Below are 13,033 nucleotides of genomic sequence, written 5' to 3'. Positions count from 1 at the left end.
CAGGATCGATACGCCGTCAGATAGCGGGGTAGCGTAAGCGGCCGATGAAGCGCGACAGGCTCAGCCGCTCGCCGCTGCCTGCGCCCTTGACCTTCGCCTTGAGCTTTTCGAATTGCATCACATTGTCGATCCGGCGCGCCAGGAAGGCGCGGCTGTCGGCATGGCCCTCGCTGTCGTCATCCACGAACACCAACAGCGTGGCGGTGTAGAGCGCGGTCAACGTCGTGCGCTTGCTGTAATGGGCGAGGTCCGTCGTCGTGTCGCCCGCTGCACGCCACATCACGTCCGCCGCGCGCCAGCCCAGCCGGGCGGCGCGCAGGGCGTTGGTCGGCAGCGCGAGGATGGCGATCGCGCGGCGCAGCGCTTCGCGATCGGGCGCCAGCAGCGCCAGCCGCGCCTCGATCAGGACGGTGATTTTCTTGCGGATCGACAGCGCCGCCAGTTCGTCCGCCGGCAGCGCTTCGATCATGCGGGCGTCGATGCTGGCGAACCAGGCGTCGATCATGTCGATCGCGCCATCGGCAAAAGCCAGAGCGGCGATGTCCGCATCCACGCCCTCTTCCGCCGCAGCCATCGCCACGGCCTGTGGGCGCCACCCGTCAAAGGCGGCATGGCGCGCCAGCGCAGGGGCCAGCAGCGCGCGGATTTCGTCGAGGGTGCGGTCCGATGTTTCGCTCATAAATCGTATTTAGGCGCGCGAGGGCAGGCGCACAAGGACCAGCGCCGCCGCAACCGCCGCGGTGCCGACCATGTCGACCGGACTGAGCCATTCGCCAAACAGCAGCCAGCCAAGCAGCGCCGCCACCGCCGGTTGCAGCAGCAGGCTGACCCCCAGCACCAGCGGCGAGAACCAGCCGATCGCATAGGTCAGCAGCCCCTGGCCGATCAGCTGACTCGACAGCGCCAGGACGATCAGTGGAGTCCAATTCCCCGGTATCACCCGCTCGCCCAGCGCCAGCGCGCACAGCAGCAGCGCCGGCGCACTGACCACGCTCGACACCGTGAGCACCGACCAGCTGTCCAGCCGCCCGCGCACCTGTTGCACGATCAGCAGATAAACGGTGTAGAGGATGCCCGCGACCAGGCAGAGCAGGTCGCCCTTGAGGTTGCCGATCGACAGCTCGTAGCTGCCGCCCATCATCACCAGCGCGCCTGCGCCCGCCAGTGCGAGCGCGGCCGTCTGCAATCCGCGGGGCTTCTGGCGCAGCACCAGCATCCCCCAGGCGGGCAGGAACAGCCCGCTCATATTGCCGAATATCGTGGCGTTGGCGACCTTGGTATAGAGGATGCCGACATGCCAGGCGGCGAGGTCGGCGGCGAAGACGAGGCCCGCCAGCGCCAGCGCCATCCATTCGCCCCGCGTGGGCGGCGTGCGCCTTATGCCCGGCCGCGCCAGCAGCAGCAGGAAGGGCAGGGCGAGCGCCAGCCGCCAGAAGGCCGCCGCCACCGGCCCGACATCGGACAGGCGCACCAGCACCGGCCCCAGCGGCAGGATCAGATTCGCCAGCAGCAGCGCGGGAAAGGCGAAGCGCGGCATATCGATCCGCCCGACGGGGGTTGAACTTGACATGCCGGCTCCCTAGCTGGCTTTACGCATCAAGTCCCGTTGCAAATTGCAACTATGATTGCGGGAGATTCCATGACGACCCTGTTCGACCCCATCCAGATCGGCGCGATTGCCGTGCCCAACCGTATCCTGATGGCCCCCCTGACCCGCGGTCGCGCCACGCGCGACCATGTGCCCACCCCGATCATGGTGGACTATTATCGCCAGCGCGCGTCGGTCGGCCTCATCATCAGCGAAGCGACCGGCATTTCGCGCCAGGGACTGGGCTGGCCCTATGCGCCGGGCATCTGGTCCGATGAGCAGGTCGCCGCATGGCGGCCGGTGACGCAAGCGGTCCATGACGCAGGCGGCCGGATCATCGTCCAGCTCTGGCATATGGGGCGCGCGGTCCATTCGAGCGTCACCGGCGAGCAACCCGTATCGTCCAGCGCCACCGCCGCGCCGGACGAGGTGCATACCTATGAAGGCAAACAGCCTTACGAAACCGCCCGCCCGCTGGGCGTGGACGAAATTCCCGGCCTGATCGCCACCTATGTCCGTGCCGCGCATAATGCGATCGCGGCCGGGTTCGACGGGGTGCAGATCCACGCCGCCAACGGCTATCTGATCGACCAGTTCCTGCGCGACAACGCCAATTTCCGTACCGATCAATATGGCGGCAACGTGGAAAATCGGGTGCGGCTGCTGCGCGAAGTGACGCAGGCGGTGGTGGATGCGATCGGCGCGGACCGCGTATCGGTGCGCCTGTCCCCCAATGGCGATTCGCAGGGCGTGGACGACAGCGATCCCGCCAGCCTCTTCGCCCACGCCGCCGACGTGCTGGACGCGATCGGCATCGCCTCGCTCGAATTACGCGAACCCGGGCCGGACGGCACGTTCGGCGCGACCGATGTGCCGCGCCAGTCGCCGCTGATTCGCCAGCATTTCAAGGGGCCGCTGATCCTGAACAGCGATTATGATCAGGATCGCGCGCAGGCGGACCTGGCCAGCGGCCTGGCCGACGCGATCAGCTTCGGCCGCCCGCTGATGGCCAATCCCGATCTGGTCGAACGGTTCCGCATCGGCGCGCCGCTCAATCCAACGCAGGAGATGGCGACCTGGTACGGACAGGGCGAGAAGGGCTATACCGACTATCCGACGCTGGCGCAGGCAAAGACGGACGCCTGAACCCTGCTATGGTCGAATGAAAAGGGCTCCGTAAGGAGCCCTTTTTTACATGCCGAAGCGTTCGCGCAGCGCCAGCATGGCGATGGCCGCCTTGGCCGCCTCGCCGCCCTTGTCCTTTTCGGTCGGCTTCGCGCGGGTCAGCGCCTGCGCTTCGTTTTCGACGGTCAATATGCCGTTGCCGATCGCGATCGCATCCATGCTCAGCGCCATCAGGCCGCGGGCGCTTTCGTTCGACACCACTTCGAAATGATAGGTTTCGCCGCGAATGACCACGCCGATCGCGACGAAGCCGTCATAGCGGCCGCTTTCCGCCGCCAGCGCGATGGCGCCGGGGATTTCCAGCGCGCCCGGCACTGCTACCACCTCATATTTGTGACCGGCCTCGTCCAGCGCCGCTTTGGCGCCTTCGATCAGCAGGTCGTTCAGATGGTCGTAGAAGCGCGCTTCGACGATCAGGAATTTTGCCATGATGATATGTCCTTACAGCTCGATCGGCCGCTGCCCAACCACGGCCAGGTCATAGCCGTCAAGCGCGATCAGGCTGTGGTGGCTGTTGGTCAGCAGGATCATGTCATGCACGCCCAGGTCCGCCAGGATCTGCGCGCCCGCGCCATAATTGCGCAATTCGTCCATGTCGCCCTGGACGATGCCGGCATTATGCTGCAGCATCCGTGTCAGCATATCGGGCTCGTCGCCGCGCAGGATGACGATGATCCCTGCGCCTTCCTCGCCGATAATCTCCATGCAGCGCGGCAGCAGGCCGGTGCGCGCGCCCAGCTTGCCGAATGTATCGCTCAGCGGCGACATCTGGTGCATGCGCACCAAAGTCGGCTTGTCGGGATCGACATGACCCTTTTGCAGCACCAGCTGCTCGGTCTGGGTCGCCTTGTTGTAGAAGCTGATCGCCTTCCAATCGCCGCCCCAGCGGCTGTCGAACGTGGTCTCGGCGCGGCGCTCGATCATATGGTCGTGGCGGCGGCGATAGGCGATCAGGTCGCGGATCGTGCCGATTTTCATCTTATGCTTGCTGGCGAAGGGGATGAGGTCGTCCAGGCGCGCCATCGTGCCATCATCCTTCATCACTTCGCAGATCACGCCCGACGGGTTGAGACCCGCCAGCCGTGCGACATCGACCGCCGCTTCGGTATGACCGGTGCGCACCAGCACGCCGCCATCCTTGGCGATCAGGGGGAAGACATGGCCGGGCGTCACGATATCGCCCTTGCCCTTCGACCCGTCGATCGCGACGGAGATGGTGCGGGCGCGGTCGGCGGCGCTGATGCCGGTGGTCACGCCTTCGCGCGCTTCGATCGACACGGTGAAAGCGGTTTCATGCCGCGTGCCGTTGTTGCGGCTCATCAGGTCCAGGCCCAGTTCTTCAGTCCGACTCTTGGTCAGCGCCAGGCAGATGAGGCCGCGGCCGTGGGTCGCCATGAAATTGATCGCGTCGGGGGTCGCCATCTGCGCCGGGATGACTAGGTCGCCCTCATTCTCGCGATCCTCGTCATCGACCAGGATGAACATGCGGCCGTTGCGGGCTTCGTTGATGATCTCTTCGGGGCTGGCGAGCGCGGTGCCGCCTTCGCGCCTGAGCAGATAGGATTCCAGCTTGCCCAGCGTGTCGGCGGTCGGGTTCCAGTCGCCTTCGCCCAGTTTGCGCAGCGAATTGGCGTGCAGGCCAGCGGCGCGGGCCAGGCCGGAACGGGACATGCCGCCGTCAGTAACGAGGCTGCGGACGGTATCGATCAGGGCAGACGACATGGAAACGACTCCTTCCCACCAGTGGGATTGAGCCGGATATCACATTACAATGTGATTAATTCAAGAGGCAATCACATGCTGCGGTTGCGAAGGCTCTGCATCCGGTCGAGATAGCGGGCCAGCACATCGATCTCCAGGTTGAAGGCGCGCCCGTCGGGCAGGCTGTCCAGCGTCGTCGCGGCGGCGGTATGCGGGATGATGTTCAGCCCGAAATATACGCTGCCGTCGGCCTGATCATCGACGCTGTTGACCGTCAGCGATATGCCGTCGAGCGTGATCGACCCTTTGGCCGCCAGCGCGGCGGCAAGGTCGGCGGGCGCGCTGATCGTCAGCCGGGTCGAATCGCCTTCGCGCACCGCCGACACCAGATGGCCGATGCCATCGACATGGCCCGTCACGATATGCCCGCCCAGTTCGTCGCCGACCTTGAGCGCCCGTTCCAGATTCAGCCGGCCGCCTTCATCCCATAGGCCCGGCGCTGTGCGCGCCACGGTTTCCGCCGACAGGTCCACCGCGAACCAGTCATCGCCCTTTTCCACCACCGTCAGGCAGGCGCCCGAACAGGCGATCGACGCGCCGATGGCGACGCCGTCCATATCATAGGCGCTGCCGATGACCAGCCGCAGGTCGCCGCGCTGCTCATGGCTGCGGATGGTGCCAATGTCAGTGATGATGCCGGTGAACATGAAACGTAAAGGCCCTTTCAAACCACATCCGTTCGGTTCGAGCTTGTCGAGAACGAAGCGCTCTGTTCTCGACAAGCTCGAACCGAACGGAAGTTGGAAATAAGCCCTAAGCGCTCGCGACCCGCTCGTAAACCTCCAGCCTGTCGTCGCCCAGCGTGCGGCCGTCGGTCATCCGCCAGCGGCCATGGGCATCGGCCAGATCGAACAGCCCGATGTCGCCGATCCCGGCAAGGCCGGACCCGATGATGATCGGCGCGCGATAGAGCAGCAGCCGATCGACCAGTCCCGCGCGCAGGAAAGCCGCCGCGGTTTCCGCCCCGCCTTCGACCAGCAGATGGTCAACCCGCTCCAGCGTCGCAATCTCCTCCGGCGCGCCGATCCGCGTCCAGCCTTCCGGCGCGTCGCCCCGGCTCAGCAACACCCGGCGTGGGGAACGATCCGCCAGCCCCGCCAGCCGCACGTCCAGCGTCGGGGCATCCGCCCTGAGCGTCCCGCCGCCCACCAGAATGGCGTCATGCCGCGCCCGCTCCATATGGGCATGGGCGCGCGCATCCGGGCCGGTGATCCAGCGGCTCGATCCGTCCGCCAACGCGATTCGTCCGTCGAGCGAGAGGCCGAGCTTCAATGTCACATGCGGCCGCCCCAACGTCTGGCGCAGCACGAACCCGGCCATGGCGCGCGCGGCCTCATCCGCCATCAGACCCATCTCGACCGCCACGCCGCGGTCGCGCAGCCAGGCTGCGCCCTGTCCGTTCGTGCGCGGATCGGGATCGCGCAGCGCGATTACCATACGGCCGATGCCGGCGCGCGCCATCAGGTCGGCGCAGCGCGGCCCGCGTGGCGACAGATGGAAGCAAGGCTCCAGCGTGACATAGGCCGTCGCCCCCGCCGCCCGGTCCATCGCCTGGTCCAGCGCCTGCGCCTCGGCATGGGGACGGCCGCCCTTCTGGGTCCAGCCGCGTCCGACGATCCGGCCGTCGCGAACGATCAGGCAGCCGACATTGGGATTGGGGGTGGAAAGGCCGCGCCCGCGCGCCGACAGGGCGATGGCGGCGGCCATATAGCGCCGGTCCTGCGCGGACGTCTCCCGCTTGGGCGAAGCCGCGTCGCTCAGGGCCGGGCTGCTCCCGCAGGGGTCGCGCCGGGCGTCTTGCCGGTCGCTTCCGCCTTGGCCAGCCGCTCGTCCAGCAGCGCGTCGATCTGCTTTACCGCTTCCTTGCGGCGGGCGGTGTTGCGGGCTTCCTCCTCACGCCATTCGATGCCGAAGGCGTCGGCGAAACCCTGCATCTTCTTCTGATTCTTCTGCAACGCCGCCTCGCGCTTGGCGAAGTCGATCTTCTGCTGCAAGATGATCGCCGCGTCGGACCGGTTCGCGTCCCAGCTCTGCACATAGATGATCTTGTTGCGCGTCGGCATCGTGTTGGTGTTGGCGTCCACGATGAACGCCCAGATGACGACATAGGTCAGCGCGACCGAAACGCCCAGCAGCGGCCATTTATGCCGCCGCTGCTGCTTGAAATAGCCCCAGAAATCGCCAAGCGCATTTTTGGGGGAAACGGGACGGGGAAAGATCGCCATGCCGCCCTTATAGGCCAGGGCGGGCGCAGATGCAAAATGGTCCATGGCGGCTTTCCCCTAAATGCCCCTTCGACGGCTCCGGCGGCCCTTGCCCTATCGTTCCGTCAGGGTGAAGCGCACCGTCAATATCTTGGACGAAGCCACCGCCACGCCGTCGCGAGTCGCGGGGCGGAAGCGCCATTTGCGCAGGGCGTGGCGCTGCGTCGCTACCCAGAAACTCGCGTCCGTCGCGGATATTTTCTCGATATCGGTGACACGGCCTTCCGGGCTGATCGTCACGCGCACGGTCACTGTCCCTTCCAACCCTTGCCGGATCATCGCGCCTGGATAGTCGGGCTGGAAGGCGGACAGGGCGCGCGGATCGATCGCCGGTTCGGTCAGCACTGGATCGGCCAGGGGCGGGGGCGATGGAGCAATATAGGGTTGGACCGGACCCGTGCCGGTGCTGCTGCCCGCGGTTCCGGTCAGCGGCGGATCGCCTTTGGGCAAATCGATCAGCGGATCTGTGACGGTCGGCCGTTCGCGTTGCTGCGGCCGGGTCTGCACCTTGGGGTCGGTCCGAATATTTTCCGTCGGTTCGGGCGGGGGTGGCGGATCGAGCGGTATGTTGGTGCCGATGATCGGCGGCGTCGGCGTGACGAACTGGATCACCTCCTTGGGGATCAGCAGGAAGGCGCCGATCACCACCGCATGGACGGCCACCGTGCCGCCCAGGCCCAGCGGCGATTTGCGACCCGTGCCATAGCGCGCTGGCCCGCCTGTTTCCGTCACCCGATTCGTTGTGCTGTGTCCGATTGCCGATAGGGTCATGAGTCGCATCGTCTGGCTCCTCTCTGTCGCATCCTCTCACCGATGTCGGTTCTTGTTGTCCGAACCTTGACCGTCGATGAAATGATACAACATTATTTAATGATATGTTGCAACATAAATTATGAGGTCTGCAACATTGCCGCTGCATCGCGACATATGGCGGCAAAGATGGGATGCGAGGGGAGGGGCGATCCCGCTTTCAGGAGCCTCCATGCATTTTCGTCACTGCCTTTCTGCTGTCTCACTCGCTGTCGCGTTGCTGGCCTCGGCGCCGCTTCTGGCGCAGCCGCCCGCCGGCCCCGAAACCGGTCCCTGGGCGGCCGATGCCGATGGCGACGGCGCGATCACGCGGGACGAGATGCGCGCCTATATGGAGCGCCGCTTCGGTCTGATGGACCCGGACAGCGACGGGTTGGTGCCGGTTAAGACGATGCAGCGCATGCTGGGCCATGAACGGCAGGCGCGGGCACCGGCGCAGGGTGAGGGGAAGGGCGGTGGCCCCGGCAAGGGTCGTGGCGGTCCCGGTGGTCCTCGCCCCGGCGGTGCAGGCGGTCCGCCGCCCGGTGACCGTCCGCATGGGGACGACCGCGACGACGCCGCTCCTCCGCCGCCGCCCGGCCGCGCCATGCCTTATCCCGAAGACAGCAATGACGATGGTCAGATCGACCGCGCCGAATTTCTCGCCCCCGCGCTCGCCCTGTTCGCCGATCAGGACCGCAATGGCGACGCCGTGCTGACCGCCGATGAACTGCCGCCGCCGCATGGTGGCGAGGGGCATCGCGAAGACTAAGTTTCCCAGCCAGGAATCGGCCGCCTCTCCTCTCCTCTGCGCGGCCGGTTCCGCTGGGGCGCGTCGTTTGGCCCGACGCGCCCCAGCATCTTTTCGGGCGATGCGCTGACGCGCGTGTCAGGACGGCTGGTGCGGCTCTACCCCTTAGAAAAACGTATCGACCGTGTGAATGGCAAGGCCGACCAGCCCGCCGACCAAAGTGCCGTTGACCCGGATATATTGCAGGTCGCGCCCGACCGCATTTTCCAGCCGACTGGTGACCGTGCCCGCGTCCCAGCCGCGCACCGTGTCGCTGACCAGCCGGACGATCGCATCGCCATAGCTGGCGGTTGCGCCCACCGCGGCGCGGCGCACGAAGCGGTTGATGACCAGCCGCAACCGCGCTTCCTGCTGCAACGTGCCGCCCAGTTGGCGCAGCGCTTCGCCCAGTCGCCCGGCCATCGCCTTGCCCGGATCGCGCACCGCGCGCAGCAGGCCGGCGCGCGCCTGTTCCCACATGCCCTCGATCCAGCGCTGCATCGCCGGATTATCGACGATTTCGTCGCGGACCTTGGCGACCTTGGCCTGCATCTCCAGGTCGAACTGCAGGTCGAAGGCGAGCTTCGCCATGCCTTCCTCCGCCTTCAGGCGCAGGCTGTGGCCGGGATCGGCGGCCATGTCCGCCAGCATCTTGCGCAGCCCCGACAGGATGGCATTGGCCAGATTTTCGTCCAGCCCGGTCCACCGCAGCACCTTGCCCGCCCGTTCCTGCACCATCTGGCGGATCAGATGCTCGTTCGCCTCCAGCGTGCGGTCCGCCCAGTGGATGATGCCGTCCATCACCGGCGCATGGCGGCCGTCCCGCATCGCCGCCTCGATAGCCTGCCCCGCCAGCGGGCCGATATTGATCGCGCGCAGCCGCTGGCCGATCGCGCCCTTCACCATGCCGCCCAGCGGTTCCTGGTCCAGCGCCTCCAATATGTCGGCCACCAGCCGCGACGCGCCCTCGCGCAGCCGCCCGTCGCCTTCCGACGGACTGGCCAGAAAACGCCCCGCCGCCGCGGCGACGTCCATGCCCCGCATCCGTCGCGCAACCACGGCAGGAGTCAGGAAATTGTCGCGCAGGAACAGGGCGAGCGTATCGCCGATCCGGTCTTTATTGCGCGGGATGATCGCGGTGTGCGGGATGGGCAGGCCCATCGGATGGCGGAACAGCGCGGTGACCGCGAACCAGTCGGCCAGGCCGCCGACCATCGCCGCCTCGGCAAAGGCCTGGACGAAGCCGATGGCGGGGTGGAGGTGGACGGTGGCGCGCGCGGTGACGAACAGCACCGCCATCGCCACCAGCATCCCGGTCGCCACCAGCCGCATGCCTCGCGCAGGGTGCGGGGCGGGCACGGCCCTGGGCCGGGGGATGCGTAGCAACGTCATGGCCGTCCAACGGTTACGCCGCCGTTTCGTTCAGGCAAAGCCTTCTTTTACCGACCTCATTCGGCGGGATGCGGATGCACCGGCCGATCCTTGTCATCGCCCGCCTTGTAGGTCAGCAGGCCCCGGCCCAGTCGCGGCCCGACCCAGCTTTCTATCGCCACCGCCAGGCTGAAGGTCGCCGGCACGATGACCAGCGTCAGCACCGTCGAGAGCAGAAGGCCGCCGATCACGGTGATGCCCATGGGGGCGCGCCAGGCACCGTCGCCCGACAGCGCCAGCGCAGTCGGCACCATACCCGCGACCATCGCGACCGTGGTCATGACGATCGGCTGGGCGCGCTTATGCCCTGCGTCCACGATCGCCTCGAACTTGGGCACGCCCTTCTCCATCTCCTCCAGCGCGAAGTCGATGACGAGGATCGAGTTTTTGGCGACGATGCCCAGCAGCATCAGCAGGCCGATCAGCACCGGCATGGAAATGGGCTCGCCGGCGATATGCAGCGCCAGCGCACCGCCCAGCGGGGCGAGCAGCAGCGACCCCAGATTGACGAAGGGCGGCATGATCCGCTTGTAGAGCAGCACCAGCACCGCCAGCACCAGCAGGATGCCCGATGCGACCGCGATCATGAAATTGGTCAGCATTTCCGCCTGGAACTTGCTGTCGCCCGCGTTGATCTTCTGGATGCCCTGGACCTTGCCGTCATTGATCGCCTTCATCAGTGGCAGCGCGTTGATTTTGGCGGTCGCCTGGCTGGTGACGATGCCAGGGGCGAGATCCGCGCCCACGACGATGCGGCGGATCTGGTTGTACCGGCGGATCTGCGTCGGCCCTGCGCCGAAATGGATGTCGGCCACGACCTTGAGCGGCACCGATCCGCCGTTGACGGTCGGCACCGGCATGTTCTGGATCGTGCCGATATCCTTGCGGCTATCCTCGGCGATCGACACGCGGATCGGGATCTGGCGGTCGGACAGCGAGAATTTGGCGCTGTTCTGGTCGATGTCGCCGATCGTCGCGATGCGGATCGACTGGCTGAGCGCTGCGGTGGTCACGCCCAGGCTGGCGGCCAGGTCAAGGCGCGGGGTGATGATGATTTCCGGGCGCTGCATATCGCCCTGCACGCGCGGCGCGCGCAGTTCGGGGATGCGCGCCATTTCCGCGACCAGCTGGTTGGCGGTGCGTTCCAGCTTTTCCGGGTCGTCCGACCCGAACATCATGATGATGTCGCGGCCAAAGCCGCCGCCCGACTGCGATTGGAAATTGACCCGCGCGTCGGCGACGGTCTGGAATTGCGGCGCGATCTTGCGCTCCCAATCGACCGAGCTGATCGGGCGCGTCTTCTTGAGCGTCAGGAAGATATCGGCCGTGGTCGGCTCGATATCGGCGAAGGCGGCCTCCACCACGTCGGTATCGGCGGTCAGCATGTCGGCGACCTTGCGGGTGATGGCGGTCGTCTGCGCCAGGGTGCTGCCCGGCACGGTTTCGATCTTCACCTGGCTGAAATCTGTGTTGGTGACCGGCTGGAACGTCATCGGCAGCGTCGCGAAGGCGATGATCGTCGCGATGAACGCCAACGCGCCGATGCCCACGGTCCAGACGCGATGGTCCAGGAACAGGGCGGTGAAGCGCCGCCAGCCGCCGCGCGCGCGATGGGCGATCGCCCGGCGCTCGTCCAGGGACCAGCGCAGCACGCTCATATAGCGGTCCATCATCCAGCCTTCGCCATGGCTTTCCTCGCCATGAGCTTTGAGGAAATAGGCCGCGATCATCGGCGTGATGAGGCGCGCGACGCCCAGGCTCATCAGCACAGACACCACCACGGTCATGCCGAACTGGATAAAGAACTGGCCCGATATGCCGGGCATCAGGGCGACCGGCAGGAATACGGCGACGATCGCCATGGTGGTGGCCAGCACGGCCAGGCCGATTTCGTCCGCCGCGTCGATCGACGCCTGATAGGCGGATTTGCCCATGCGCATATGGCGCACGATATTCTCGATCTCCACGATGGCGTCATCGACCAGCACGCCCGCGACCAGGCTGAGCGCCAGCAGCGAAATGCTGTTCAGCGTAAAGCCCATCATTTCCATGAACCAGAAGGTGGGGATTGCCGACAGCGGGATCGCCAGCGCCGAAATCATCGTCGCGCGCCAGTCGCGCAGGAACAGGAAGACGATGACGACCGCCAGCACCGCGCCCTCGATCATCGCGGCCATGGCAGAATGATATTGTTCTTTGGTATATTCGACGCTGGTGTAGAGCTGCTTGAACTGGACCTTGGGATTTTCCTTCTTCAGCTGCTCCAGCACCTTCATCGATTCGTCATAAACGGTGACGTCGGACGTGCCCTTGGCCTTTTCCATGCTGAAACTGGTGACCTGCCGCCCGTTCATCAACGACAGGTTGCGCTGTTCGGCATACATGTCACGCACTTGCGCGATATCGGCCAGCTTCACCGTGCGCGCGCCGCTGATCGCGATTTGGGTGGCACCCAGATCGCGGGCGTTGCGCGCATTGCCCAGCACGCGGATCGACTGTTCGGCGCCGGCGATTTCGGTGCGGCCGCCCGCGGCGTTCAGGTTTACCTGTTGTAGCTGGGCGTTCACTTGCGCGGCGGTGATGCCAAACGCCTGCAACTTGGCCGGGTCCAGGATGACGCGGATTTCGCGGCTGACGCCGCCGCCACGATTGACCGCCGCCATGCCGCTCACCGACAGCAGCCGCTTTGCCACGGTATTGTCGACATACCAAGACAGTTCCTCCAGCGTCATATCGGTCGCTTCGGCGCTGAAATAGGCGATCGGCCCGCCATCAATGTCGATCCGGGTGACCTGCGGCTCCAATATGCCATCGGGCAGGTCGCTGCGAATCTGATCGACGGCGTTCTTGACGTCGTTGACTGCGCGGTCGACCGGCGTGCCGATCTGGAACTGGACATTGGTCAGCGACCGGCCTTCGGACGCGAAGGAGGTGATTTCATCGACGCCGCTGATCCCGCGCACCGCCGCTTCGATCCGCTGCGTAACCTGCGTCTCCAGCTCCGTCGGGGCTGCGCCGGGCTGGCTGACGACCACACTGACCGCCGGGAAGCTGATGTCGGGGTTGTTGTTGACGTCCATCCGCATGAAACTGACGATGCCCGCCAGCATCAGCGCGGCGAACAGGACGAGCGGCGTCACCGGGTTGCGGATGGCCCATGCGGAAATATTGCGAAAATTCATGACGGGCTTCCTTCACCGGACGCGCTGGCGCGTCCGTCCAACC

General features: G+C 66.0%; 12 protein-coding genes. 2 read left to right on the top strand and 10 right to left on the bottom strand.

The window, feature by feature from the left end; all coding sequences use genetic code 11:
* Window positions 1-16: 16 nt before the first annotated feature.
* On the bottom strand, window positions 17-679 hold the full coding sequence (locus tag CEQ44_RS20800; RefSeq protein WP_088182378.1) for a COQ9 family protein: 663 nt from the start codon (window positions 677-679) through the stop codon (window positions 17-19).
* A 9-nt stretch (window positions 680-688) separates the two neighbouring features.
* Window positions 689-1,570 (bottom strand): DMT family transporter, encoded by an 882-nt coding sequence (locus CEQ44_RS20795; protein WP_088182377.1) that lies wholly within the window; start codon window positions 1,568-1,570, stop codon window positions 689-691.
* Between the two features lie 69 nt (window positions 1,571-1,639).
* Between CEQ44_RS20795 and CEQ44_RS20790 the strand changes: the two genes are divergently transcribed.
* Window positions 1,640-2,734 (top strand): alkene reductase, encoded by a 1,095-nt coding sequence (locus CEQ44_RS20790; RefSeq protein ID WP_088182376.1) that lies wholly within the window; start codon window positions 1,640-1,642, stop codon window positions 2,732-2,734.
* A 45-nt stretch (window positions 2,735-2,779) separates the two neighbouring features.
* Here CEQ44_RS20790 and ribH read toward each other — a convergent pair whose 3' ends face one another.
* From ribH to CEQ44_RS20760, 6 genes are all read right to left on the bottom strand, one after another.
* A complete protein-coding gene (gene ribH / locus CEQ44_RS20785) occupies window positions 2,780-3,202 on the bottom strand; it encodes a 6,7-dimethyl-8-ribityllumazine synthase (protein WP_088182375.1) in 423 nt (140 codons plus the stop codon).
* A gap of 12 nt (window positions 3,203-3,214) precedes the next feature.
* The gene (ribB, locus tag CEQ44_RS20780; RefSeq protein ID WP_088182374.1) at window positions 3,215-4,495 is read right to left on the bottom strand and encodes a 3,4-dihydroxy-2-butanone-4-phosphate synthase; all 1,281 of its coding nucleotides are present in this window, start codon (window positions 4,493-4,495) and stop codon (window positions 3,215-3,217) included.
* A gap of 71 nt (window positions 4,496-4,566) precedes the next feature.
* Window positions 4,567-5,181: a riboflavin synthase gene (locus CEQ44_RS20775; RefSeq protein WP_088182373.1), complete on the bottom strand. Its 615-nt coding sequence runs from the start codon at window positions 5,179-5,181 to the stop codon at window positions 4,567-4,569.
* A 106-nt stretch (window positions 5,182-5,287) separates the two neighbouring features.
* Window positions 5,288-6,295 carry a bifunctional diaminohydroxyphosphoribosylaminopyrimidine deaminase/5-amino-6-(5-phosphoribosylamino)uracil reductase RibD gene (gene ribD, locus CEQ44_RS20770; protein WP_254913797.1) on the bottom strand — a complete coding sequence of 336 codons (1,008 nt, stop codon included), beginning with the start codon at window positions 6,293-6,295 and terminating at the stop codon, window positions 5,288-5,290.
* A complete protein-coding gene (locus CEQ44_RS20765) occupies window positions 6,292-6,804 on the bottom strand; it encodes a hypothetical protein (protein ID WP_088182371.1) in 513 nt (170 codons plus the stop codon). Before CEQ44_RS20765 ends, ribD begins: the two co-directional genes overlap by 4 nt.
* 48 nt (window positions 6,805-6,852) lie before the next feature.
* Window positions 6,853-7,578 (bottom strand): energy transducer TonB, encoded by a 726-nt coding sequence (locus CEQ44_RS20760; RefSeq protein ID WP_088182370.1) that lies wholly within the window; start codon window positions 7,576-7,578, stop codon window positions 6,853-6,855.
* Window positions 7,579-7,780: 202 nt separating this feature from the next.
* Between CEQ44_RS20760 and CEQ44_RS20755 the strand changes: the two genes are divergently transcribed.
* Window positions 7,781-8,359: a hypothetical protein gene (locus tag CEQ44_RS20755; RefSeq protein WP_088182369.1), complete on the top strand. Its 579-nt coding sequence runs from the start codon at window positions 7,781-7,783 to the stop codon at window positions 8,357-8,359.
* 144 nt (window positions 8,360-8,503) lie between these two features.
* Here CEQ44_RS20755 and CEQ44_RS20750 read toward each other — a convergent pair whose 3' ends face one another.
* Together CEQ44_RS20750 and CEQ44_RS20745 are read right to left on the bottom strand one after the other, a co-directional pair.
* Window positions 8,504-9,769: a DUF445 domain-containing protein gene (locus tag CEQ44_RS20750; RefSeq protein WP_088182368.1), complete on the bottom strand. Its 1,266-nt coding sequence runs from the start codon at window positions 9,767-9,769 to the stop codon at window positions 8,504-8,506.
* Between the two features lie 56 nt (window positions 9,770-9,825).
* Complete coding sequence (locus tag CEQ44_RS20745; protein ID WP_088182367.1) at window positions 9,826-12,990, bottom strand: efflux RND transporter permease subunit; 3,165 nt, start codon at window positions 12,988-12,990, stop codon at window positions 9,826-9,828.
* Window positions 12,991-13,033: the final 43 nt, after the last annotated feature.

It is taken from the genome of Sphingobium sp. Z007, from assembly GCF_900013425.1.
In the GTDB taxonomy this organism is placed as follows: Bacteria; Pseudomonadota; Alphaproteobacteria; order Sphingomonadales; family Sphingomonadaceae; genus Sphingobium.
This window is presented reverse-complemented; position numbering and strand designations above follow the sequence as displayed.